The 23651-nt window shown below is 72.0% G+C and carries 20 protein-coding genes; 5 read left to right on the top strand and 15 right to left on the bottom strand.

The features are described from left to right. Positions 1-88: 88 nt before the first annotated feature. The 3 genes from ACIRR8_RS22790 to ACIRR8_RS22800 all read left to right on the top strand — a co-directional run bounded on the left by ACIRR8_RS22790 (position 89) and on the right by ACIRR8_RS22800 (position 3865). A complete protein-coding gene (locus tag ACIRR8_RS22790) occupies positions 89-1324 on the top strand; it encodes an MFS transporter (protein WP_404067755.1) in 1236 nt (411 codons plus the stop codon). A gap of 162 nt (positions 1325-1486) precedes the next feature. Then, positions 1487-2905: a uracil-xanthine permease family protein gene (locus ACIRR8_RS22795; RefSeq protein ID WP_404067757.1), complete on the top strand. Its 1419-nt coding sequence runs from the start codon at positions 1487-1489 to the stop codon at positions 2903-2905. A 330-nt stretch (positions 2906-3235) separates the two neighbouring features. Further along, positions 3236-3865: a DUF5995 family protein gene (locus ACIRR8_RS22800; RefSeq protein WP_404067759.1), complete on the top strand. Its 630-nt coding sequence runs from the start codon at positions 3236-3238 to the stop codon at positions 3863-3865. 28 nt (positions 3866-3893) lie between these two features. On the opposite strand, the gene ACIRR8_RS22805 is transcribed toward ACIRR8_RS22800, so the two are convergent. The 5 genes from ACIRR8_RS22805 to ACIRR8_RS22825 all read right to left on the bottom strand — a co-directional run bounded on the left by ACIRR8_RS22805 (position 3894) and on the right by ACIRR8_RS22825 (position 10318). Beyond that, the gene (locus ACIRR8_RS22805; protein WP_404067761.1) at positions 3894-5588 is read right to left on the bottom strand and encodes a flavin monoamine oxidase family protein; all 1695 of its coding nucleotides are present in this window, start codon (positions 5586-5588) and stop codon (positions 3894-3896) included. 48 nt (positions 5589-5636) lie between these two features. Next, on the bottom strand, positions 5637-6434 hold the full coding sequence (locus ACIRR8_RS22810; RefSeq protein ID WP_404067763.1) for a carbon-nitrogen hydrolase family protein: 798 nt from the start codon (positions 6432-6434) through the stop codon (positions 5637-5639). A 211-nt stretch (positions 6435-6645) separates the two neighbouring features. After that, positions 6646-7104: an Lrp/AsnC family transcriptional regulator gene (locus ACIRR8_RS22815; protein WP_093563148.1), complete on the bottom strand. Its 459-nt coding sequence runs from the start codon at positions 7102-7104 to the stop codon at positions 6646-6648. A 125-nt stretch (positions 7105-7229) separates the two neighbouring features. Beyond that, a complete protein-coding gene (locus tag ACIRR8_RS22820; RefSeq protein ID WP_404067767.1) occupies positions 7230-8687 on the bottom strand; it encodes an aldehyde dehydrogenase family protein in 1458 nt (485 codons plus the stop codon). Between the two features lie 164 nt (positions 8688-8851). After that, positions 8852-10318: a GuaB1 family IMP dehydrogenase-related protein gene (locus ACIRR8_RS22825; RefSeq protein ID WP_404067770.1), complete on the bottom strand. Its 1467-nt coding sequence runs from the start codon at positions 10316-10318 to the stop codon at positions 8852-8854. A gap of 319 nt (positions 10319-10637) precedes the next feature. Here ACIRR8_RS22825 and ACIRR8_RS22830 point away from each other — a divergent pair, with 319 nt between their 5' ends. Continuing rightward, positions 10638-11708 (top strand): terpene cyclase, encoded by a 1071-nt coding sequence (locus ACIRR8_RS22830; protein WP_404067773.1) that lies wholly within the window; start codon positions 10638-10640, stop codon positions 11706-11708. A gap of 88 nt (positions 11709-11796) precedes the next feature. On the opposite strand, the gene ACIRR8_RS22835 is transcribed toward ACIRR8_RS22830, so the two are convergent. From ACIRR8_RS22835 to fmt, 4 genes are all read right to left on the bottom strand, one after another. Continuing rightward, on the bottom strand, positions 11797-12792 hold the full coding sequence (locus ACIRR8_RS22835) for a sugar-binding transcriptional regulator (protein ID WP_404067777.1): 996 nt from the start codon (positions 12790-12792) through the stop codon (positions 11797-11799). Between the two features lie 133 nt (positions 12793-12925). Continuing rightward, the gene (gene rpe / locus ACIRR8_RS22840; RefSeq protein WP_404067780.1) at positions 12926-13609 is read right to left on the bottom strand and encodes a ribulose-phosphate 3-epimerase; all 684 of its coding nucleotides are present in this window, start codon (positions 13607-13609) and stop codon (positions 12926-12928) included. A 147-nt stretch (positions 13610-13756) separates the two neighbouring features. After that, a complete protein-coding gene (locus ACIRR8_RS22845) occupies positions 13757-15190 on the bottom strand; it encodes an RsmB/NOP family class I SAM-dependent RNA methyltransferase (RefSeq protein WP_404067782.1) in 1434 nt (477 codons plus the stop codon). A 97-nt stretch (positions 15191-15287) separates the two neighbouring features. Continuing rightward, positions 15288-16220 carry a methionyl-tRNA formyltransferase gene (gene fmt / locus ACIRR8_RS22850; protein WP_404067784.1) on the bottom strand — a complete coding sequence of 311 codons (933 nt, stop codon included), beginning with the start codon at positions 16218-16220 and terminating at the stop codon, positions 15288-15290. A 290-nt stretch (positions 16221-16510) separates the two neighbouring features. On the opposite strand from fmt, the gene ACIRR8_RS22855 reads away from it, so the two are divergent. Continuing rightward, complete coding sequence (locus tag ACIRR8_RS22855) at positions 16511-17080, top strand: hypothetical protein (RefSeq protein ID WP_404067787.1); 570 nt, start codon at positions 16511-16513, stop codon at positions 17078-17080. 71 nt (positions 17081-17151) lie between these two features. Here the strand turns inward: ACIRR8_RS22855 and ACIRR8_RS22860 are convergent, their stop codons facing one another. The 6 genes from ACIRR8_RS22860 to ACIRR8_RS22885 all read right to left on the bottom strand — a co-directional run bounded on the left by ACIRR8_RS22860 (position 17152) and on the right by ACIRR8_RS22885 (position 23571). Continuing rightward, positions 17152-19323, bottom strand: a complete 2172-nt coding sequence (locus tag ACIRR8_RS22860) for a primosomal protein N' (protein WP_404067790.1) — start codon at positions 19321-19323, stop codon at positions 17152-17154. A gap of 128 nt (positions 19324-19451) precedes the next feature. Further along, complete coding sequence (gene metK, locus ACIRR8_RS22865; RefSeq protein WP_404067793.1) at positions 19452-20660, bottom strand: methionine adenosyltransferase; 1209 nt, start codon at positions 20658-20660, stop codon at positions 19452-19454. 235 nt (positions 20661-20895) lie between these two features. Continuing rightward, on the bottom strand, positions 20896-22104 hold the full coding sequence (gene coaBC, locus ACIRR8_RS22870) for a bifunctional phosphopantothenoylcysteine decarboxylase/phosphopantothenate--cysteine ligase CoaBC (RefSeq protein WP_404067796.1): 1209 nt from the start codon (positions 22102-22104) through the stop codon (positions 20896-20898). A gap of 153 nt (positions 22105-22257) precedes the next feature. Then, a complete protein-coding gene (rpoZ, locus tag ACIRR8_RS22875) occupies positions 22258-22530 on the bottom strand; it encodes a DNA-directed RNA polymerase subunit omega (protein ID WP_015607348.1) in 273 nt (90 codons plus the stop codon). Between the two features lie 61 nt (positions 22531-22591). Further along, complete coding sequence (gmk, locus tag ACIRR8_RS22880; RefSeq protein WP_404067798.1) at positions 22592-23185, bottom strand: guanylate kinase; 594 nt, start codon at positions 23183-23185, stop codon at positions 22592-22594. A gap of 62 nt (positions 23186-23247) precedes the next feature. Next, positions 23248-23571, bottom strand: coding sequence for an integration host factor (locus ACIRR8_RS22885; protein ID WP_003970367.1), 324 nt, complete (start codon positions 23569-23571; stop codon positions 23248-23250). Between the last annotated feature and the right edge of the window lie 80 nt (positions 23572-23651).

Here is a 23651-nt window from a genome sequence, read left to right on the forward strand (position 1 = left end):
TTATCAGGCAGGGTTCCTGATAGTTTACGCGGCGCAGTCAGGATGTCCCGGACGCCGTCCGGATCTCTCAGGGGAGGGCACCGCCCGTATGACGAAGGAACCGACCGCCACCGCGGTCCACAGCTTGGAGCAGGTGAAGCGGGCGCGGATCGCCGTCGCCACCGTCTTCGCGGTGCACGGGGCGGTGACCGGCAGCTTCGCGACCCGGGTGCCCTGGATCCAGGACCACGCCGGGGTCAGCGCGGGCCAGCTCGGCCTGGCGCTGGCCTTCCCGGCGATCGGCGCCTCGATCGCGATGCCGCTGGCGGGCCGGATCAGCCACCGGTTCGGCGCGCGGACCGCCCTGCGGGGACTGCTCGCCCTGTGGACGATGGCCCTGGTCCTGCCCGCCCTGGCGCCGAACCTGCTGACGCTCTGCGCCGTCCTGTTCGTCTACGGGGCCACGGCCGGGATGTCCGACGTGGCGATGAACGCGCTGGGCGTGGAGGTGGAGAACCGGCTCGACAAGTCGATCATGTCGGGGCTGCACGGGATGTGGAGCGTCGGCGCGCTGATCGGTTCGGCGGCGGGCACGGTCGCCGCGCACATCGGCGCCGACGCCCGGCTGCACCACACGATCGCCGCGCTGGTGCTGACGGCGCTGGGGCTGCTCGCCTGCCGGAACGTGCTGGACCTGCGCAGCGAGCCGGACGAGGAGCCGCCGCCGCGCTTCACCCTGCCGCCGAAGTCGGCGCTGATCATCGGGGCCGTCGGGTTCTGCGCGGTCTTCGCGGAGGGCGCCAGCCTGGACTGGTCCGCGGTCTACCTGCGGGACGTCCTGGGCGGCTCGGACGGGGTCGCGGCCGCCTCCACCACGGCGTTCGCCCTGACGATGGCGGTGGCGCGGCTCGCCGGGGACCGGATCGTGGACCGGTTCGGCGCGGTGCGGACCGTACGCGTGGGCGGCGTGCTGGCCACCGCGGGCGGACTGCTCGTGGTGTTCTCGCCCTCCCCGGCGGCGGCGATGGGCGGCTTCGGGCTGCTGGGTCTCGGCGTGGCGGTCGTGGTGCCGCTGGCGTTCGCGGCGGCCGGGCGGAGCGGGCCGAACCCGAGCCAGGCCATCGCGGGCGTCGCCACCATCACGTACACCTCCAGCCTGATCGCCCCCTCCGCGATCGGCGCGCTGGCGGAGACGACCTCGCTGGTGGTGTCCTTCGGTGTGGTGACCGCGCTGGCGTTCGGGCTGGTGCTGGGCGCCGGGGTGCTGCGGGCGGGCGACCGGAAGGTCACCGGCTCCGGAGCCTCGCTGGGTGGCGCGGCGGCGAAGAGTCCGGCCGGGAGCTGAGGACGCCCCGACGGCGAGGATCCGTCGCCGGAAGCTGAGCACGCCCCGACGGCGAGGATCCGCGCCGCACCACTACCATGGCGCTGATCTTTTCCGCAGGTGAACACCGAAGTCCGGGCAGCAGGCCGGCCGGCACACCGAGCAGACCTTCAGGGAGCAACCATGAGCCTCGGCGTGCGCTGGACCTTGCACGGCGACGGGAAGACCCCCGCGCCCGGAGCGGTGGTCCGCCCCGACGAACGGCTCTCCTGGCCCCGTACGTTCGGTCTCGGCGCCCAGCATGTGGTGGCGATGTTCGGGGCGTCGTTCGTCGCCCCGGTCCTGATGGGGCTCGACCCGAACCTCGCGATCATGATGTCCGGCGTCGCGACCGCGATCTTCCTGCTGGCCACCAAGGGCCGGGTGCCGAGCTACCTCGGCTGCTCGCTCTCCTTCGTCGGCGTCGCGGCCACGATCCGGGCGAGCGGCGGTGACAGCGCCACCATCACGGGTGCGGTGCTGGTGGTCGCCGCCGTCCTGTTCCTGGTGGGCCTCGCGGTGCAGCGGTTCGGCGCGCGGATCATCCACACGGCGATGCCGCCGGTGGTGACCGGTGCGGTGGTGATGCTGATCGGCTTCAACCTGGCGCCGGTGACCGCGTCCACGTACTGGCCGCAGGACCAGTGGACGGCGCTGGCGGTGATGCTCGCCACCGGCCTCGCCGTGGTCTGCCTGCGCGGCTTCCTCTCCCGGATCGCGATCTTCCTCGGCCTGGTCTTCGGCTACCTGCTCTCCTGGGTCCTGGACCTGGTCTTCGGCAAGATCCACTCCCCGGCGGGCGGCGCGGAGGCCGTCGACCACTGGCGCCTGGACCTGTCGGGCGTGGGCGCGGCGGACTGGATCGGGCTGCCGTCCTTCCACGCCCCGGCCTTCGAGTGGTCCGCGATCCTGGTGGCCCTGCCCGTGGTGATCGCGCTGGTGGCGGAGAACGCGGGCCATGTGAAGGCCGTCGGCGAGATGACCGGCGACTCGCTGGACGACAAGCTCGGCACCGCCATCGCGGCGGACGGCGCGGCGTCGATGCTCTCCACCGCCGTGGGCGGCCCGCCCAACACCACGTACTCCGAGAACATCGGCGTGATGGCCGCGACCCGGGTCTACTCCACGGCCGCCTACTGGGCTGCGGCCTGCTTCGCGCTGCTCTTCGGCCTCTGCCCCAAGTTCGGCGCGGTCGTCGCGGCGATCCCGGGCGGGGTGCTCGGCGGGATCACCGTGATCCTGTACGGGATGATCGGCCTGCTCGGCGCGCAGATCTGGCTCAACGGCCGGGTGGACCTGCGCAATCCGCTCAACCTGGTCCCGGCCGCCGCGGGCATCATCATCGGCGTCGGCGGGGTCAGCCTGAAGATCACCGACAACTTCGAACTGGGCGGCATCGCGCTCGGCACCCTCGTCGTGATCACCGGCTACCACGTCCTGCGTGCCTTCGCCCCGGCCCATCTGAAGACCGGGGAACCGCTGCTGGACGCGGGGACGTCGGCGTACGACGAGGGGTCGGGGAACGGCTCGGGAGACGGCGAGCCGGGGCCCCGGAAAGCCTGAAACCCAGCCCGTGGCGCTGTCACGGCCGCCGTTCCCGGCGAGATCGCTCACCGTGGGAACCGGCAACGTCCACCTGACGCCCACCGACGACGTCGGGCTCGGTCCGGCCCCTGGCCGGCAGCAGGTACTCCGCCCAGCGGCGGAACATCTCCGGTCCGAGGTGGGGATGCCGAGCGGTTCGGCGACCACCACCACCGGAAGAGTGATGCGGTGTCGCACGCGTAGGCCCGGTTGCCCTCGAACCCCTTTCCCGGCACCGCCGTTCGTCCGTTCCGATGAACCTTCGGCCGGTCGGTGCCGTGCCGGGCCCGGGGCTGCCACGCTCCGCACATGGCGCAGATCGAACAGTTCGCGGAACCGGCAGTGCTCGCCCGCCCTCATCGGTGGCCGCCCGGAGACGGGATCGGGGTCTTCCACGACGTACGGCTGGCGGTGGCGCCGGAGGCCGTACCCGCCGGCACCCTCGAAGCGCGTCTCGCCGAGCGCTACCTTTCGGCCCTCGGCGTGGCCGACGCGGGTGGGCGGGCGCCGGAGTGCAGGCGGCCGCTGGTCCAGTACCGGTGCCACACCGGCGTACGCCCGGTGCAGTTCGCACTGGCCGGGCTCCATGCGCACGTCGCGCACGATCTGGTCCTGGCCGTGGAGGACACCTGCCGTGCGCGCGACTGCGAACCCGCCGCGCTGGAAGGGGAGTTCGAGCGGGTGGGTGATCTCCTCGGGTTGCTGGAGGAGCGGATCCACGACGAGCTGATGCCGGGGCCCGATCTGCTCCGGATCGCGGATCCGCTGACCCACCTGGTGAGTACGTGGAGCCTGGAGCGGGCCCGTGAGGCTGCCTGGTCGGCGGCCCTGGTGCTCTGGCAACTGCGCGAACTGCCCGCACTGGCAGAGGAGTTCACACAGCGGAACGACGCGGGCGCCGGGCTCGTGGTGCGCTTCCTGCTCACCCCGTGCCGCTGACGCCCGCGTACGTACGACAGCCTCCGGATCAGTCCTCCGGAAGCTCCACCGGTGCGATCTCGTCGTAGACGTCGCCGGGGCCCGGGTTGGTCGGGTCGGTCGCCCCGCCGAACTGGTGCATCACGCCCCACACCGCGTTCAGAGCGGTCTGCACGGCGCCCTCGGCCCAGCCGGCCGTCCAGGAGATGTCGTCGCCCGCGAGGAAGAGGCCGCGCTTGTCGGCGGGCAGCTTGTCCTGCATGAAGTGGGTGAACAGCCGCCGCTGGTAACGGTAGTGGCCGGGCAGGTTCGCCTTGAACGCGCCCATGAAGTACGGCTCGTTCTCCCAGGAGACGGTGACCGGGTTGCCGATGATGTGGCTGCGGATGTCGACGTTCGGGTAGATCTCGCCGAGCGACTTCAGCATCACCTCCATGCGCTCCTTCGGCGAGAGCGGCAGCCACTTCAGGCTGTCGTCGCACCACGTGTAGGAGAGGCAGATGACGGCGGGCTTGTCCGGGCCGTCGTCCAGGAGGTACGTCCCCCGGGTCATCCGGTCGGTGAGCGTCATCGACATGGTGTCGCGGCCGGTGAGCTCGTCCTTGTCCAGCCAGAACGGCCGGTCCACCGGGACGAACAGCTTGGACGACTCCATGTAGTGGGTGCGCTCCATCGCCGTCCAGTGGTCGATCGGGAAGAGCGCGTCATCGCAGTCGATCTTGGAGAGCAGCAGCCAGGACTGGCCGGTGAAGACGGCGGCCCGGAAGGTGCGGATGTCGCCGGTGGCGTCGGTGACCGTGATGCGGTTGCCCGCCGTACGGGTCAGCCGGGTGACCGCGCCGCGCGGTTCGCCGCCGTGCAGGGAGGCCAGCGAGGTGCCGAGCGGCCAGTGGACGATCTTCTGCGGCTCGCGGTCCCAAAGGCGCAGCGGGAGCTGTTGGCTGCCGCCGACGATGCCCCGGTGGTGGTCGTCGGCCTCGGTGTAGACGACGCGCAGGATCTCCAGGATGGAGTTGGGGAAGTCGGTGTCCCAGCCGCCGGTGCCGAAGCCGACCTGGCCGAAGATCTCGCGGTGGCGGAAGGACTTGAAGGCCTCGGATTCGCAGAGGAAGCCGTAGAAGGTCTGGTTGTCGAGCCGCTCGACGAGCTGCGACCAGATCTCCCGGATGCGCGGGACGTCGCGCTCGCGCAGCGCCCGGTTCATGTCGGAGAAGTCGGCGCCCTCCTCGAGGCAGGCGTTCCAGGCGCTCGCCACGTCGCGGTAGACCTGCGGCAGGTCGTCGATGGTCTCGGCGTAGTGGGACTCGCCCTTGAGGTCCACGACGGTGGAGGGCGTGGCCGGGGAGAGCGGGTTGGGGAACGCGCGGGTCTCCAGGCCGACCAGGTCGATGTAGTGCTGGAGCGCCGTGGAGGACGGCGGGAAGCGCATCGCGCCCATCTCGGCGGTGAGCGAGGGGTCGCAGCCGTCGAAGCCGACGGTGCGCAGGCGGCCGCCGATCCGGTCGGCCTCGTAGACGACGGGCTTGAGGCCCATCTTCATCAGCTCGTAGGCGGCGATGATGCCGGACAGCCCGCCGCCGATGACGGCGACCTCCTGGCCGTGCTCGGTCGCCGGTATCTGGCCGAGGCCGGCCGGGTGGGCGAGGAAGTCGTCGTACGCGTACGGGAAGTCCGGCCCGAACATGGTGATCGGCGGGGCGGCGGCGTCGGTGTGCTGGACGGCGTTGGGCACCGTGGACGTCATGGGGTACGGACTCCTTGCGCGGTACGGAAGTTCGGGGAGGAGGCGGGCTCAGGCTAGGGAGCCGTAGAGGCCGGGGCGGCGGTCGCGCAGATACGGGTTGGCGGTGCGCGAGGCGGCCAGGAACTCCGGGTCCACCTCGCCGATCACCAGTTCCTCGCCGCGGCCGGCGCGGGTGCGCACGGTGCCGTCGGGGCCGGCCAGGCAGCTCAGCCCGACGAACTCGAACTCGCCTTCCGGGCCGGTGCGGTTGACGTACGCCACGTACATCTGGCTCTCGAAGGCCCGTACGGGGATGACGGACTCGGCGACGAACTGGAACGGGTGCATCTGCGCGGTCGGCACCAGCAGCAGGTCGGTGCCGGCCAGGGCGTGCGCCCGGACGTTCTCCGGGAACTCGACGTCGTAGCAGATCAGCAGGCCGATCCGGAGGCCGTCCAGGTCGGCCTGGACCACGGTCCGCTCGCCGGGGGTGAACCACTCCTGCTCGAAGCAGCCGAAGAGGTGGGTCTTACGGTAGTTGGCCAGCGACGCGCCGTCGGGGCCGATGAGCTGGGACGCGTTGAAGATGCGGTCGCCGTCGCGCTCCGGGTAGCCGTAGAGGACGGCGAGGCCGTGGCGTACGGCGATCTCGGCGACGGCCCGGGCGCCGGGGCCGTCGGCGGGCTCGGCCAGCTCGGGGACGGCGTCGCCGATGGCGTACCCGGTCAGGAACAGCTCGGGGGCGACCAGCAGCCGGGCCCCCGCTCCGGCGGCACGCGCGGCGGCCTCGTCCAGCGCCTTCAGGTTCTCGGCGACGGCACCGGGCCGGCCGGAGCTCTGGAGCAGGGCGGTACGCAACGGCGGCATGGCTGACCTCGGGCGGTGCGGGCGGGGTGGGGAGACGTATCGAAGGTACGTGGCCCCGATCGGCCCGGACAAGGCGCGAGTGTTGCGCATGGACCGTCGATTCGTTGCGCGGGGAAGACCCCTGGCGGCGAAACGTTGCGTACGGCATCACCGCAGGTCAGCGGGGTGATGTGCGCCACCTGTTTCCGGCCGGGGCAGGCCTCGAAAGGCCTCAGGCCGACGGGGCCTCCGCCGAGTACCGGCGCAGCAGCGGTGAGAGCACCAGGACCGACTTCGTACGTTCCACGTACGGCTCCCCCGCGATCCGCTCCAGCACCTGCTCGAAGTGGCGCATGTCGGCGGCGAAGACCTGGACCACGGCGTCGGCCTCGCCGGTCACCGTGGAGGCCGAGGCGATCTCCGGATAGCGGGCGAGGCCCTGCTTGATGGCGTCCGGAGAGGTGTTGCGGCTGCAGTAGATCTCGATGAACCCCTCGGTCTCCCAGCCGAGCGCGGCCGGGTCGACGCGCACGGTGAAGCCGGTGATCGCGCCCTCGGCGCGGAGCCGGTCGACGCGGCGTTTCACGGCGGGGGCGGAGAGGCCGACGATCGCGCCGATGTCGGCGTAGGAGCGCCGGGCGTCTTCGGCGAGGGCGTGGACGATGCGTTCGTCGAGGTCGTTCAGGCGCACGTCGGGCGGTTCACTTCTCTGCGGTGGGTCTGGCCGGCGGGAGGCGGCGGGTGCCGCCTCCCGCAGTAGACCATGAGCCGCCGTCGCGGGCGTGCCCGGCGCAGGATCGGTGGGTGGCCCGGGGATCAGAACGGGAACTGCGAGCGGCCGTGCTGGACCGAGATCCACTTCTGGGTGGTGAAGGCCTCCACCATCGACTCGCCGTTCAGCCGGCCGAGGCCCGAGCCCTTCTCGCCGCCGAAGGGGACGATCGGCTCGTCGTGGACGGTGCCGTCGTTGATGTGGATCATGCCGGTGTGGATGCGCTGCCCGACCCGAACGCCACGCTCGATGTTGCCGGTGTGAACGGCGCCGCTGAGGCCGTACGGAGTGTCGTTGGCGATGCGGACGGCCTCGTCCTCGCCGTCGAACGGGACGATCAGGGCGACCGGGCCGAAGATCTCCTGCTGGAGGACGGGCGAGTCGGCGGGCAGGCCGGTGAGGACGGAGGGGCTGACCAGGTTGCCGTCGGCGCGGCCGTGGAGCAGCGCGGTGGCGCCGGACTCGACGGTCTCGTCGACGAGCCGGGAGATGGACTCGGCCTGCGACGAGTTGATCAGCGGGCCGATCTGGGTGGCCGGGTCCGCGGGGTCGCCGACGGTGAGCGAGGCGACCTTGGCGACGAACTTCTCGGTGAACTCCGCCTCGACCGCCCGGTCGACCAGGATGCGGTTGGCCGCCATGCAGACCTGGCCCTGGTGGACGTACCGGCTGAAGACCGCCGCGTCGACCGCGTACTCCACATCGGCGTCGTCCAGCACGATCAGGGCGCTGTTGCCGCCGAGTTCGAGGACGGCGCGCTTGAGGTTGGCGGCGCAGACGGTGGCCACGTGCCGGCCGACCTTGTCGGAGCCGGTGAAGGAGATGACCTGCGGTACGGGGTGCTCCAGCAGGGTGTCGCCGATCTCGGCGATGTCGGTGACGACGACGTTGAGCAGGCCGGCGGGCAGCCCGGCGTCCTCGAAGACCTTGGCCAGCAGGGTGCCGCCGCAGATCGGGGTGTTCTGGTGCGGCTTGAGGACGACCGCGTTGCCGAGGGCGAGGGCGGGGGCGACGGACTTGAGGGAGAGCAGGAAGGGGAAGTTGAAGGGGCTGATGACCCCGACGACCCCGACGGGCACCCGGTAGACGCGGTTCTCCTTGCCGTCGGTCGGCGAGGGGAGGATCTGGCCGGCCGGGCGCAGGGCGAGCTGGATGGCCTCGCGCAGGAACTCCTTGGCCAATTGCAGCTCGAAGCCGGCCTTCAGACGGGTGCCGCCGAGCTCGGCGACGATCGCCTCGGCGATCTCCGGCTCGCGCTCCTCGACGATCCGCAGCGCCTTCTCCAGGACCGTGCGGCGGGCGTACGGGTTGGTGTCGGCCCACGCCTGCTGGGCGCGCTCGGCGGCGCGGTAGGCCTGGTCGACCTCGTCGGCGGTGGCGACGGGGATCGAGGCGAGCTTCTCACCGTTGAAGGGGTTGAAGTCGATGATGTCCCAGGACCCCTTCCCCGGCCTCCACTCGCCGTCGATGTACTGATGGGCCAGGTCAGTGAAGAAGGACATGAGATCCCTTACCGCAGAGAGGGAGGCAGCTGATTGCGCTTCATATTACTTATGTTTCAACAGAGTTGAAGCGGTATCCGGGCCACCTCGGAAGCCCTTATACGACACCGCCCCTCCCGGCAGGAATCACCGGAAGGGGCAGGGACGTCACGGAATTCGCGGGATCAACTCCAGCTGGCGTGGAGCGGCTTGCCCTCGGCGTATCCGGCGGCACTCTGGACGCCGACGACCGCCTTCTCGGCGAACTCCTCCAGGGAGGCGGCGCCCGCGTAGGTGCAGGAAGAGCGGACGCCCGCGATGATCGAGTCGATCAGGTCCTCGACGCCCGGGCGGGTCGGGTCCAGGAACATCCGCGAGGTGGAGATGCCCTCCTCGAAGAGCGCCTTGCGGGCCCGGTCGTACGCGGACTCGTCCGAGGTGCGGTTCTTGACCGCGCGCGCGGAGGCCATCCCGAAGGACTCCTTGTAGTACCGGCCGTCGGCGGACTGCTGGAGGTCGCCGGGCGACTCGTACGTCCCCGCGAACCAGGAGCCGATCATGACGTTGGACGCGCCGGCGGCGAGCGCCATGGCGACGTCGCGCGGGTGGCGGACGCCTCCGTCGGCCCAGACGTGCTTGCCGTGCTTCTTCGCCTCGGCGGCGCACTCCAGGACGGCGGAGAACTGCGGCCGGCCGACGCCGGTCATCATCCGGGTGGTGCACATGGCGCCGGGGCCGACGCCGACCTTGATGATGTCGGCGCCCGCCTCGATCAGGTCGCGCACGCCCTCGGCGGCGACGATGTTGCCCGCGACGATCGGGACCTGCGGGTCCAGGGCGCGTACGGCCTTCACCGCGGCGATCATGGATTCCTGGTGGCCGTGGGCGGTGTCCACGACGAGCGTGTCGACGCCCGCGTCGAGGAGCTGCTTGGCCTTGCCCGCCACATCGCCGTTGATGCCGACGGCGGCCGCGATGCGCAGCCGCCCCTGGTCGTCGGTGGCGGGGGTGTAGAGGGTGGCGCGCAGGGCGGCCTTGCGGGTGAGGATGCCGACGAGCCGGCCGTCCTGGTCCACGGCGGGCGCGAGCTTGCGGTTGGCGCCGTCGAGCTTGTTGAAGGCGTCGCGCGGGTCGATGTCCGCGTCCAGGACCACCAGGTCCTTGGACATGACCTCGGAGAGCTGGGTGAAGCGGTCGACGCCGGTCAGGTCGTGGTCGGTGACGACACCGACCGGGCGGCGGTCCTCGTCGACGACGACGCCCGCGCCGTGCGCCCGCTTGGGCAGCAGGGAGAGCGCGTCGGCGACGGTCTGGCCGGGGGCCAGCTCGATCGGGGTGTCCAGGACGAGGTGGCGCGTCTTGACCCAGGTGATGACGTCGGTGACGACCTCGATCGGGATGTCCTGGGGGATGACGACGAGACCGCCGCGGCGGGCGATGGTTTCGGCCATCCGGCGGCCCGCGATGGCGGTCATGTTGGCGACCACGAGCGGGATCGTCGTCCCTGTGCCGTCGGGCGAGGAGAGGTCCACGGCCTGGCGGGATCCGACGGCGGAGCGGCCCGGGACCATGAAGACGTCGTCGTACGTGAGGTCGTACGGAACCACGGAGGAGTCTGTGTAGCGACCGGTGCCCGGCTCAAGAAAGCGCATAACACTCATTTTTTCATACGAAACGGTGCAGGTCGTTTCCACGAAGACACAGCAAAAGACCCCCGCGTTCGTCTGTTCCTCCAAAAGACGCTTGGAGGCCTCCGGGGAGGTGGTCGGGGGGTCCCGGGCAAGTGGAACCTGCCTTACCCACGGACTCTACCCGAACAGGATTCGATTCATTCGTGATCACCATCTCTGGACCCGGTGACAAGGGGTCAGGTAGCTTCAAAGCCGCAGGTCTCGGGGGTGTCCGAGGTGCCGCTCGGGCACATCGACGGCCTCGGCACACCGTTTGACCGGAGAGGATCCAGATCCGCCTGTGGACAGCGAACTGCCGGACATCTACTGCCCGTTCCCCCAGCGGACCAACCCGCACGTCGGGCACACACGCGGTCACCTGGCCAGCTGGATCAGACAGACGGGTCTGGTGCACCGCGAGTCCGCGATGAACCGCTTCGAACAAGCCGATTTCGGCGCGTTCGTCGGCATGGTCTACCCGACGGCAGGTCCGGAACACCTCGATCTGGTGGCCGACTGGTTCGTGTGGCTCTTCCTCGTCGACGACCAGCTCGACGACGGCCACCTCGGCCGCTCCCCCGAGCTGGTGCGCGCCGTGGTGGAGCGGATGCGCGCCGTCGTGGACGGCACCGCCCCGGCGCCGCTGCCGGGCGAGGAGCTGCCGGCCGCCGTGACAGCGCTGATGGACCTGTGGGAACGTACGACGCCGAGCGCGGCGCCCCACTGGCGGACCCGGTTCGCCTGGCATCTGATCACCTACCTCAGGACGGCCACCACCTGGGAGGCGGGAAACCGCGCCGACGACGTGGTGCCGTCCGAGGAGACGTACATCGCCAAGCGGCGGCACACCGGGGCCATCCACGTCTGCATGGACCTCATAGAGATCGTCACCGGCATCGAGGCGCCGGAGTCGCTCCACAACGACCCCCGGTTCATCACCGCGCTGGAGGCCTCCTGCAACCATGTGTGCTGGGCCAACGACGTCTACTCCTTCGAGAAGGAGCAGGTGCTCGGCGAGATCCACAACCTGGTCCACCTGGTCCGCCACCACCGCGGTCTCGGCGAGCAGCAGGCGCTGGACCATGTCGCGGAGCGGCTGGCGCTGGAGACGGAGCGGTTCCTCACCGCCGAGGACGAGCTGCTGGAGCTGTATCCGGAGCTGACCGGCCTGCTGGTGCCGTACCTCGAAGGGATGCGCAGCTGGATGCGCGGCAACCTGGACTGGTCGCGCCAGACGCCGCGCTACAACCCGGCCGATGTGGGGCAGTACGAGGAGCCGCAGGAGTATCTGGAGGAGACCGTGCTGGGCATAGCGCCGGACCACGCGGAGGCGGCGGCGCCGTGTGCGGCGGAGGTTCCGCGCCAGGGCTGAGGCGTTGAGCGGGTGAAAGCCGAGGCGTTACGTGAGGAGGCCGGGCACCCCCGACGCGGGGTGCCCGGCCTCCTCACGACAACGCTCTTCATTCCCCGTCCGGGTCCGCCCGCTCCAGCGCAGGGCGGACTCCGGCCGCCGACTCCGTGAGCAGGTAGTCGGCCGCGGCGGTGTCCGTCACCAGGCTGGTGACCAGCCCGGACCGCAGTACGGCCCCGATCGCGGCCGCCTTGCGCAGACCGCCCGCGATCGCCACGACCTCGGGGATCCGGCGCAGCCGGTCCGCCTCCACGGTGATACAGCGCTCGCCGAGATCGCGGCCGACTCTGCGGCCGTCGGAGTCGAAGAGGTGGGCGGACATCTCGGCGGCGACGCCGAGCGAGGCGTAGTGGGCGCGCTCCTCGTCGGAGAGCATGTCGTGGACCGTGGAGATGCCCGGCTCCCAGGAGCCGATGGAGACCGCGGCGACCGTCACCTTGTCGAAGTACTCGAAGGCGCGGGCGATGCCGGTCTGCTCGCGCAGCGCTGCGGCCGTGGCCGGGTCGGGCAGCAGCATCGGGGCGTAGATGGGGTGGGCCTCGCCGCCGGACACCTGGGCGGCGCGGCGGACCGCCTCGACGGAGCCGCGCTCGGCGGTGCCCGCGTCGTAGACGCCGGTCAGCTGGACGACCGTGCAGGGCGGGAGCCGGTCGAGCGCCGCCGCCATGTGGATGGTGGAGCGGCCCCAGGCCAGGCCGAGCACATCGCCCTCGGCCACCAGCTCACCGAGGAGGTCGGCCGCCACCTCGCCCAGGTTCTCCGGGTCGGGGGCGTCGTCCTGTTCGTCGGCCGGGGACTCGACGACGACCGCGTGGCGCAGCCCGTAGCGGGCCCGGAGCGCGTCGGAGCGTTCGGCGTCCAGCTCGGCCGGTACCCGGATCTCGATCCGTACGAGATCACGCTCCAGGGCCGTCTCCAGGACCCGGGCCACCTTGAAGCGGCTGACGCCGAACTCCTCGGCGATCTGGATCTTGGACTTGCCCTCCAGGTAGAAACGACGGGCCATGGCCGCCGCCTGCACCAGCTCCGCGGGTCCCATCCGCATGGCTGACCGACCCGCCGAGATGCCAGACACCGCGATCTCCTCACTGCTGTTCACACACCCGATACGCCGTCATCCTGTCAGATCCGGCGATCCTTGATCGGCCCCGTCGGGCCGCGTTCATCTGCCCTTTGTCTCAGTGGCCGCATGCCCAGGGCGCGGCGGCCGTGACCGCCTCCGCCTGCGCCCGCAGACCCCGCACCGCAGCCGCCGGGTCCTTCGCCCCGTACACCGCCGAACCCGCGACGAACACATCCGCGCCCGCCTCGGCGCACCGCTCGATCGTGGCGGCGGAGACCCCGCCGTCGACCTGGAGCCAGAGGTCGAGGCCGTGCTTGCCGATCAGCTCCCGGGTGCGGCGGATCTTCGGCAGCATGATGTCCAGGAAGGCCTGGCCGCCGAAGCCCGGCTCGACCGTCATGATCAGCAGCATGTCGAGCTCGGGGAGCAGGTCCTCGTACGGCTCGATCGGCGTCGCGGGCTTGAGCGCCATCGACGCCCGCGCCCCCTTCGCCCGGATCTCCCGCGCCAGGCGCACCGGCGCCGCCGCCGCCTCCACGTGGAAGGTGACCGAGCCGGCGCCCGCCTCCGCGTACTGCGGAGCCCAGCGGTCCGGGTCCTCGATCATGAGGTGGCAGTCCAGCGGGGTGTCCGTGGCCTTCCCGAGCGCCTCGACGATCGGCACGCCGAGCGTCAGATTGGGCACGAAGTGGTTGTCCATCACGTCGGCATGGAGCCAGTCCGCGCCTTCGACGGCCTTCGCCTCATCGGCGAGACGCGCGAAATCGGCGGACAGGATGCTGGGGTTGATCTGCGCCATGACCCAAGCCTGCCACGTTCCGCGCCGGTTCCCCGCCTCGGCGGTCGCCGAAGCCTCACCGGGCCATCACAGTTCGCACATTCTGCGCATTTTGCCTGCGCTTTACTGTTCCTTTGCCATACGGGAGGGCCCGCTGACGGGCGATATTCAGCCGGTCCTGCGCAGCAGAGCGAGATACATGGCGTCCGTGCCGTGCAGATGCGGCCAGAGCTGGACGTCGGGCCCGTCGCCGAGCGCGGGCACGCCCGGCATCAGCAGACGGGCGTCGACCCACTCGGCCTTCACCGGCTCGCCGCCGCGCCCCTTCAGCACGTCCTCGACGACGACCCGGGTCTCGGCGAGATGCGGCGAGCAGGTAGCGTAGCCGACGACGCCTCCGACCCGTACGGCCTTCAACGCCTCGCGCAGCAGCCCGCGTTGGAGCGGCGCGAAGCTCTCCAGGTCCTCGGCGCGGCGCCGCCAGCGGGCCTCGGGACGGCGGCGCAGCGCGCCCAGGCCGGAGCACGGCACGTCCATCAGGATGCGGTCGAAGGTGCCGGGCAGCCACGGCGGGCGGGTGCCGTCGGTGGTGATCACCTGGTACGGACCCGGGTTGCCGGCGAGCGCCCGCTCGACCAGCCGGGCGCGGTGCGGCTGCTTCTCGGCGGCGAGCAGGGTCGCGCCCCGGTCGGCGGCGAGCGCGGCCAGCAGAGCGGCCTTCCCGCCGGGGCCGGCGCAGCCGTCCAGCCAGCGGGTGTCGCGGCCCTCCACGGGGGCGGCGGCGAGCGCGGCGGCCACCAGCTGGCTGCCCTCGTCCTGGACGCCCGCCCGGCCCTCCTGGACCGCCGTGAGCGCACCGGGCTCGCCGCCCTCGGCCATCCGTACGGCGTACGGGGACCAGCGGCCCGGCAGCGCGTTCTCCTCGCCGAGCGCCTTGACCAGCTCGTCGGTGGTGGAGCGGCCGGGACGGGCCACCAGGGTCACCTCGGGCCGCTCGTTGTCGGCCTCCAGCAGGTCCTCGATCCCGGCACGGCCGCCGCCGAGCGCGTCCCAGAGCGCCGAGACGACCCAGCGCGGGTGCGAGTGGACGACGGCGAGGTGGTCCTCCGCGTCCTCGTCGTACGAGGGCGCGACCTTCTCCACCCAGCCGTCCAGGTCGTGCGCGGTCACCTTGCGCAGCACCGCGTTGACGAACTTCGCCCGCCCCTCGCCCAGCACCACCCGGGCCAGCTCCACACTGGCGGAGACGGCCGCGTGGGTGGGGATGCGGGTGCCGAGCAGCTGGTGGACGCCCATGTTCAGGACGTCCAGGACCGGCGGGTCGACCTCGCGCAGCGGCCGGTCGATGCAGGCCGCCACGATCGCGTCGTACGTGCCCTGGCGGCGCAGCGTCCCGTAGACCAGCTCGGTCGCCAGCGCCGCGTCCCGGGCGTCGAAGTCGCCCTTGGCGCGGGCCTTCTTCAGCAGCGGGGGCAGCACGAGGTTGGCGTACGCGTCCCGCTCGTCGACGGCCCGCAGCGCCTCGAAGGCGAGGAAGCGGACGGGGTCCTTCTGCGGGCGGCGGTGGGGCTTGGCGGGACGGCGACGCGGCTGGTCGTTCACGTGAAAGGTGCTCCGCTGAGGGTGAGGGGGCCGAACCCTCCCAGCGTACGTCGCCGTTCCCGGCCCCTCGTACGGGAGGTTCTCCGGGCGAAAGGCGCTACAGCCCCAGCAGCTCGCCGTGGGCGATGCGGACACCGCGCGCCCAGTCGGCGGCCTTCATCGGCTTCTTGCCCTGCGGCTGGACCCAGAGCAGCTCGACGGCGTGCGAGCCGGTGCCCACGTACACGTTGTTCTTCGCCGCCGCCAGCTCGCCGGGCGCCAGGTCGGTGCGGTCCAGGACGGGCGTGGCCTGGATGAGCTTGAGCCGCTCGCCACGGAACAGGGTCCAGGCGCCGGGCGCGGGGGTGCAGCCGCGAACCACGCGGTCGACGCGCAGGGCGGGGGCCGACCAGTCGATCCGGGCATCCTCCACGGTGATCTTCGGGGCCAGGGTGACGCCTTCGGGAGGCTGCGGCACGGCGTGCAGGGTGCCGTCCTCGATACCGTCCATGGTGGCCGCCAGCAGTCCGGCACCGGCGAAGGCGAGCCGGGTGAGGAGGTCGCCGCTGGTGTCGGTGGGCCGGATCTCCTCGGTGAGGACCCCGTAGACCGGGCCGGAGTCGAGCCCCTCCTCGATCAGGAAGGTGGAGGCGCCGGTCACCTCGTCCCCGGCCATCAGGGAGTGCTGCACGGGCGCGGCGCCGCGCCAGGCGGGCAGCAGCGAGAAGTGCAGGTTGACCCAGCCCCGGGCGGGCACGTCCAGGGCCACCTTGGGCAGCAGGGCCCCGTAGGCGACGACCGGGCAGCAGTCCGGAGCGATCTCCCGCAGCCGGGCCAGGAACTCCTCGTCCCGGGGCTTCGCCGGCTTGAGCACCTCGATCCCGGCCTCCACCGCCCGTTCGGCCACCGGGCTGGCCACCAGCCGGCGGCCGCGCCCGGCGGGGGCGTCGGGCCGGGTCACAACGGCGGCCACCTCGTGGCGGTCGGAGGCGATCAGGGCGTCCAGGGCGGGGACGGCGACCTCGGGGGTTCCGGCGAAGACGAGCTTCATGGGTGGCTGACTGCCTCTCGGGCCAAGACGTACGGTGACGAGCAGCACACCAGTCTAGAGTCTCGGGGCGGACAGGGCCCGGCCGCTCCCTCGCGCGAGGCGGCGGCCCCTCGCGCGGGGGGGCGGCGAACAGGGGGCGCACGCGCGCCGCGCACGCCCTGTGCATATGCACATACGCCCCGATAGCGTGACCACATACCCGGCTCGGGCGTTGGTCAAAGGAGATTGACCGAAGCGGGCCGCCCCGATGCGGCCCGATCCCTTTCAACGCCGGTTCGAGAGGCTTCTTCATGGCCGACCACGCAACCCACGACGCCCAAGCGCGGGCCAGCCTGCACCTCCTGGTGCGGGACATCGAGCGGGTCCGGCGGCAGGTGGACGCGCTGCGCACACTCACCGCCCAGCTGGGCAACGTCTACCGCCCGCGCCGCTCCGGCCCCTCCGCGGGCTTCGTCGTCTACGGCAGGGCCCCGGCCCCCACCGTCCGCCTCGCCCAGGAACTGCGGGACAGCGTCGAGACCCTGGTCACCGCGGCGGTGGACTTCGACCGCTCGCTCGGCTTCTCCTGGGACGCGGTGGGCTCGGCGCTGGGGGTCACCAAGCAGGCGGTACACCGCCGTTACGGTACGCGCCGGGCCACGGCCCAGTCCCCGACGGCCGAGACGGGCACCGACACCACGACGACGGCCCGCCCGGTCTCGGTAGGTCCCGGCCTGCCGGGACCGTCCTCCGGCGGCGCCATCTCCCAGGGGCCCTCGGTGCCCGCGGCCCGCTCGATGCCGCCGCAGCCCTCGGCGGGCCAGCAGCCGGTCCGTGAGGAGCTGCGCCCCGGAGCCTTCCCGGGCCCGCGCAACGGCTGACCACGGGGCCGTACGTACGTCACCGGAGCGGCGGTCTCCCCGGCCCGCCGCCCCTCTCCCGCGCGACGCACTCACCCGATGTCCGGCGGATCGATCCTGATCCGCACCTGCTCTCCCCCTCCCCCGCCCTTGGCGGTACGGGCCGCCTGTGCCGTCTTCAGCGCGCCCGCGAGCGCCGCCCCGCGTCCCGGCACCACGCGGACCAGAACGCGCTCCCAGCTCTCGCCCGGCGGCGCGTCCGACGGTCTGCGCGGGCGGCCCGGTTCGGCCGGCGGGACCGGCACCGGGCCCAGGATCTCGGCCTCCGGCGGCAGGTCGGCAGCGGCGAGGAAGGACGCCAGGGCCTCCGCGGGGCCGGTCACCGAGGCCATCCGGGAGACCGGCGGGAAGCGCAGCTCGGCCCGGTCAGCCAGCTCACGGCGGGCGAAGCCGGCCGGGTCCCAGCGGACCAGCGCCTGCACCGGGCGCAGCGTCGGCTCGGCGACGATCACCACCGTGCCGCCCTCGTCCTGCCCGCGCACCAGCGCGCCCGCCGCCGTCCACCGGCGCAGCGCCTCCTCCCCCGCCCGCAGGTCGGGCCTGCCGAGCATGGCCCAGCCGTCCAGGAGCAGCGCCGCCGCGTATCCGCCCTCGGCGACCGGCTCCGCGCCGGGCGTGGAGACCACCAGCGCGGGGGCGGCCGGGACCGCGTCGAGGATGTGGTCGCGCCCCGACGTACGGACGGGCACGGCCGGGAAGGCGCGGCCCAGCTCCTCCGCGGTGCGGCGGGCGCCGACGATCTGGGCGCGCAGCCGGTTGGAGCCGCACTCCGCGCAGTGCCAGGCACGCTCGGCCTGCCCGCACCAGGCGCAGTTCAGGTCCTGCTGGTCGGGCGCCTCCAGGGGCCCGGCGCAGTGGCGGCAGCGGGCGGGCGTGCGGCAGCGCTCGCAGGCGAGGCGGGGCGCGTAACCCCGGCGGGGCACCTGGACCAGGACCGGACCGGTGCGCAGGCCGTCGCGCACGGTCTGCCAGGCGAGGCTCGGCAGCCGGGCGGAGCGGGCGGCGCCGTCCCGGGCCAGCTCGCCGTCCCCGACCGTACGGATGAGGGGCGCGGCCCTCCGCAGCTGCTCCCGGTCCGCGATCAGGGGCAGCGCCCAGCCGCTCTCCACGAGCTGGGCGGCCTCGACCGTGCAGCTGGTACCGCCGAGCAGGAAGGCGCACCGGCCCTGGGCGGCCCGTAGCTCCAGGACCTCGCGGACGTGCGGGAAAGGTGCGTTGGTGTCGCTGTAGCTGGAGTCCCCGTCGTCCCAGACGGCGACGAGGCCGAGGTCCCGGACCGGGGCGAACATGGCGGCGCGGGTCCCGACGACCGCCCGCACCGAGCCCCGCCGCACCGCGAGCCACTGGCGGTAGCGCTTCTCGGGGCCGGAGTCGGCGGTGAGCAGCGCGTGGCGGCCCACGCCGAGAACCTCGGTCAGGGCGGCGTCCACGCGCCCCGCGACCCGGCCGTCCGGGACCACGACGAGCGCGCCGCGCCCGGAGGAGAGCGCGGCCGCGACGGCCCGGGCGATCTCGGCGGGCCAGTGCGGTCCCGGCAGGGCCGTCCAGACGGCTCGGGGCGCGCCGCCCTCGGCCAGGGCGCGGAGGAAGGCGGGGCCCTGGCCGTACCGCTCCCAGGTGCCCGGTTCCGGGGCCGGGGGCGGCGGCAGGGGCTCCGGGGACGGCTTGGACTCGGCGCGGCCGTTGCGCGGTGGCACGGCGAGCTGGAGGACGTCGGCGAGGCTGCCCGCGTACCGGTCGGCCACCGCCCGCGAGAGCGCCAGCAGCTCGGGCCCGAGGACCGGCTCCGGGGAGACGACATAGGCGAGGGCGGCCAGCGTGCCCTGGTAGTCGGACTCGGCGCGGCGCTCGACGATGAACCCGTCGATCAGGCCGCCGCCCTCGCGCCGCCCGCCCTGCACGTTGTGGCGCCCGGCGCCGAACCGCACCCGTACGCGCACGCCGGGCTGGGCGTCGGCGTCCAACTCCTCGGGGACCGCGTAGTCGAAGAACTGGTCGAGGTGGAGCACGCCCTTGTTGACCAGCACCCGGGCCACGGGCAGCTCCTTGGCGAGCGGGGCGCCGCGCCAGGTGCGCGGCTTGGCGCGCGGCACCTTCGCCCGGCGCACGGTCTCCCGGATCAGCGCGAGCTGCTCCGGCGCCCCGGCCCCGGGCTCGGCCGCCCCGGCTCCCGGTTCGGCGGACTGCTCGTTCTCGCTGCTCACAGCCAAATTCCTACCAGACGGCACTGACAGCGGCGGCCCGCGCAGAGACACAGAGCACGAGAACGGCAGAGCAGCGGGGCCCGGCCACCACGTTCGGTGTCCGGGCCCCGCTGTCGTGCACTGTTCTGCTAGAGGCCGGCGGCCGCGCGCAGCGCGTCCACGCGGTCGGTGCGCTCCCAGGTGAAGTCCGGGAGCTCGCGGCCGAAGTGCCCGTACGCGGCGGTCTGGGCGTAGATCGGGCGGAGCAGGTCGAGGTCACGGATGATCGCGGCCGGGCGGAGGTCGAAGACTTCACCGATCGCGTGCTCGATCTTCTCCGTGTCGACGGCGGCGGTGCCGAAGGTCTCGACGAAGAGGCCGACCGGCTCGGCCTTGCCGATCGCGTAGGCGACCTGGACCTCGCAGCGGGTGGCGAGCCCGGCGGCCACCACGTTCTTCGCCACCCAGCGCATCGCGTACGCCGCCGAGCGGTCGACCTTGGACGGGTCCTTGCCGGAGAAGGCGCCGCCACCGTGGCGGGCCATGCCGCCGTAGGTGTCGATGATGATCTTGCGGCCGGTGAGGCCGGCGTCGCCCATCGGGCCGCCGATCTCGAAGCGGCCGGTCGGGTTCACCAGGAGGCGGTAGCCCTCGGTGTCCAGCTTGATGCCGTCCTCGACGAGCTGCGCGAGCACGTGCTCGACGACGAACTCGCGGATGTCGGGCGCGAGCAGCGAGTCCAGGTCGATGTCGCTGGCGTGCTGCGAGGAGACGACCACGGTGTCCAGGCGGACCGCCTTGTCGCCGTCGTACTCGATGGTGACCTGGGTCTTGCCGTCGGGGCGGAGGTAGGGGATGGTCCCGTTCTTCCGCACCTCGGACAGGCGCCGCGAGAGGCGGTGCGCGATGTGGATCGGGAGCGGCATGAGCTCGGGGGTCTCGTCGCAGGCGTACCCGAACATCAGGCCCTGGTCGCCGGCGCCCTGCTTGTCGAGCTCGTCCTCGTCACCCTCGACCCGCTTCTCGTACGCGGTGTCGACGCCCTGCGCGATGTCCGGCGACTGCGCGCCGATGGAGACCGAGACGCCGCAGGAGGCACCGTCGAAGCCCTTTTTGGAGGAGTCGTAGCCGATCTCCAGCACCTTGTTGCGCACAAGGTTGGGGATGTCGGCGTAGGCCTTGGTCGTGACCTCGCCCGCGACATGCACCAGACCGGTGGTGATCAAGGTCTCGACGGCGACGCGCGAAGCGGGGTCGTCGCGCAGGAGCGCGTCGAGGATCGTGTCGCTGATCTGGTCAGCGATCTTGTCGGGGTGACCCTCGGTGACAGATTCCGAGGTGAAGAGACGGCGGGACACATCGCTCCCTGGGGTTGCAGCGGCTGCTGGCTGATCATGGGTGGCACGGCCGAGAGCTGCGCTCGGTACGTACCGTCGACCAGTTTATCGGTCACGCCCGGCGGACGGGGCATGCGTCTCGCCCTTTGGAGCGCGACAGCCCGTGACACGGCGGACACCTGAAGGATAATCCACCCTTCCGGGCGGTGGTTACATCCCGTTATGAACCACTCTGGCTCGGCCGGAGGGTTGATTGTCACATCTGCTGGAACCTTCCCGAAACCAGATCCCAGACCGTGTCGGCGAGCGCTTCCTTGGGTCCGTGCGGCACCGGGGTCTCCGTTCCGTCGGCGGCGAGGACGACCGCCTCGTTCTCCTCTGAGCCGAAGGTCTTGCGCTCCCCCACCTCGTTGACCACGAGCAGATCGCACCCCTTGCGGCGGAGCTTGGCCCGGCCGTTGACGAGGACGTCGTCGGTCTCGGCGGCGAAACCCACCACGAGCTGACCGGGCCGGGCCCGGTCGGCGGCGATCTCGGCGAGGATGTCGGGGTTGCGGACGAGCGGGACGACGGGCGCCTCCTCGCCGTCCTTCTTCTTGATCTTGCCGGTGGCGTAGGCGGCGGGACGGAAGTCGGCCACGGCCGCCGCCATCACCACGACGTCCGCGTCGGCGGCCGCCTCCAGGACCGCCTCCCGCAGCTGGACCGCCGTGCCGACCCGTACGACATCGGCCCCGGCCGGGTCGGGCAGGCCGGTGTCGGCCTCGATCAGGGTGACGCGGGCACCCCGGGCCACGGCGGTGCGCGCCAGCGCGTAGCCCTGCTTGCCGGAGGACCGGTTGCCGAGGTAGCGCACCGGGTCCAGGGGCTCGCGGGTGCCGCCGGCGCTGATCACCACATGGCGGCCCGCGAGATCGGGTTCGGTGACCCCGCGCGCCAGCACCCGGCGGCAGACCTCGAAGATCTCGCCCGGGTCCGGCAGCCGGCCCTTGCCGGTGTCGACGCCGGTGAGCCGCCCCACGGCGGGCTCGATGACGACGGCGCCCCGGCGGCGCAAGGCGGCGACGTTCTCCTGGGTGGCCGGGTGCTCCCACATCTCGGTGTGCATCGCCGGGGCGAAGACCACCGGACAGCGGGCGGTCAGGAGCGTGTTGGTGAGCAGGTCGTCGGCGAGCCCGTGGGCGGCCTTGGCCAGCATGTCGGCGGTGGCCGGGGCGACGACGACGAGGTCGGCGCCCTGTCCGATCCGTACGTGGGGCACCTCGTGGACGTCGTCCCAGACCTGGTCGGAGACAGGGTGGCCGGAGAGCGCGGACCAGGTGGCGGCGCCGACGAAGTGCAGCGACGAGGCGGTCGGGACGACCCGTACATCGTGCCCGGACTCGGTCAGCCGGCGCAGCAGCTCGCACGCCTTGTAGGCGGCGATGCCCCCGCTGACCCCCAGGACGACCTTCGGCTTGTCCACTGCGTCTCCCCGCACTCGGCAACGTAGGTAGGTAAGTAAGCAACTAAGTGGCGTGGTTCCCATGCTGCCTCACCGCACCGGGCGTGTTCACCCGGCCCCGGACACACCTCAGGCCCGGCGGACGGGCCGCCGGGCCTGAGGTGGGAAGGAAGCTTACTGAGCGGGGCCCTCGATGGGCTCGGAGGTCAGCAGGCCCGCGTTGATCTCGCGGAGCGCGATCGACAGCGGCTTCTCGTGCACGTGGGTGTCGACGAGCGGACCGACGTACTCAAGGAGACCTTCGCCGAGCTGCGAGTAGTACGCGTTGATCTGACGCGCGCGCTTGGCGGCGTAGATCACCAGGCTGTACTTCGAGTCGGTGGCCTCGAGGAGCTCATCAATCGGCGGGTTGATGATGCCCTCGGGCGTGGTGATGGAAGAGGACACTCTCTGCCTTCCGAAGGGGGTGTAGATCAGAGATCCGGGAGATCTGGACGATCACGGGGATCTAGGCCTGAAGCATCAAGGCTAGCAGCTCGCGCGCGACATCCTCGACGGAGGTGTTGACGAGCGTCGTATCGAACTCGGCCTCGGCGGCCAGCTCGACCTTCGCGGCGGCGAGCCTGCGCTCGATCACCTCGGGCGCCTCGGTGCCCCGGCCGGTGAGCCGGCGCACCAGCTCCTCCCAGCTCGGCGGAGCCAGGAAGACCAGGCGCGCGTCGTCCATCGACTGGCGGACCAGCCGCGCCCCCTGGAGGTCGATCTCCAGCAGCACCGGCTCACCCGCCTCCAGGCGGTCGAGCACGGCACGGCGCGGTGTGCCGTAGCGGTTGCCCGCGAACTCGGCCCACTCCAGCAGCTCACCGTTGGCGACGAGCTTGTCGAACTCCTCGTCGTTCACGAAGAAGTAGTGGACACCGTTGCGCTCCCCGGGGCGCGGCTTGCGGGTCGTCGCCGACACGGAGAGCCAGACCTCGGGGTGCACGGAGCGCATATGAGCGACGACCGTGCTCTTGCCGACCCCGGAGGGGCCGGAGAGCACGGTCAGCCGCGGACGTACGTCCGGGGGTACGGGGGACGTCCCCCGGGATGTTGCAGCCATGGAGCGATTATCCAGGTTCCCAGGAGTGCCTGAGAACGCCGGACGGATCGGCGGCCGGGAGGTCAGGCGGGGCTGCCGCCGAACTCCCGCTCCAGGGATGCGATCTGGTTGGAGCCGAGACCCCGGACCCGGCGGCTTTCGGAGATGCCGAGACGCTCCATGATCTGCTTGGCGCGGACCTTGCCGACGCCCGGCAGGGACTCCAGGAGGGCGGAGACCTTCATCTTCCCGATGACGTCGTTCTCCTGGCCCTGCTTGATGACCTCGTGGAGGGAGGCGCCGGAGTGCTTGAGTCGATTCTTGACCTCGGCCCGCTCCCGGCGAGCCGCGGCGGCCTTTTCGAGCGCGGCTGCGCGCTGTTCAGGGGTAAGGGGCGGAAGAGCCACGCCTACGTCACCTCGGATGTCGATCTGTCGGATACGGACCGGTGGGGAAGCTGGACGCCCTCCACCAGGTGAGCGACGAA

The organism is Streptomyces sp. NPDC101178, assembly GCF_044767965.1.
Taxonomy (GTDB): domain Bacteria; phylum Actinomycetota; class Actinomycetes; order Streptomycetales; family Streptomycetaceae; genus Streptomyces.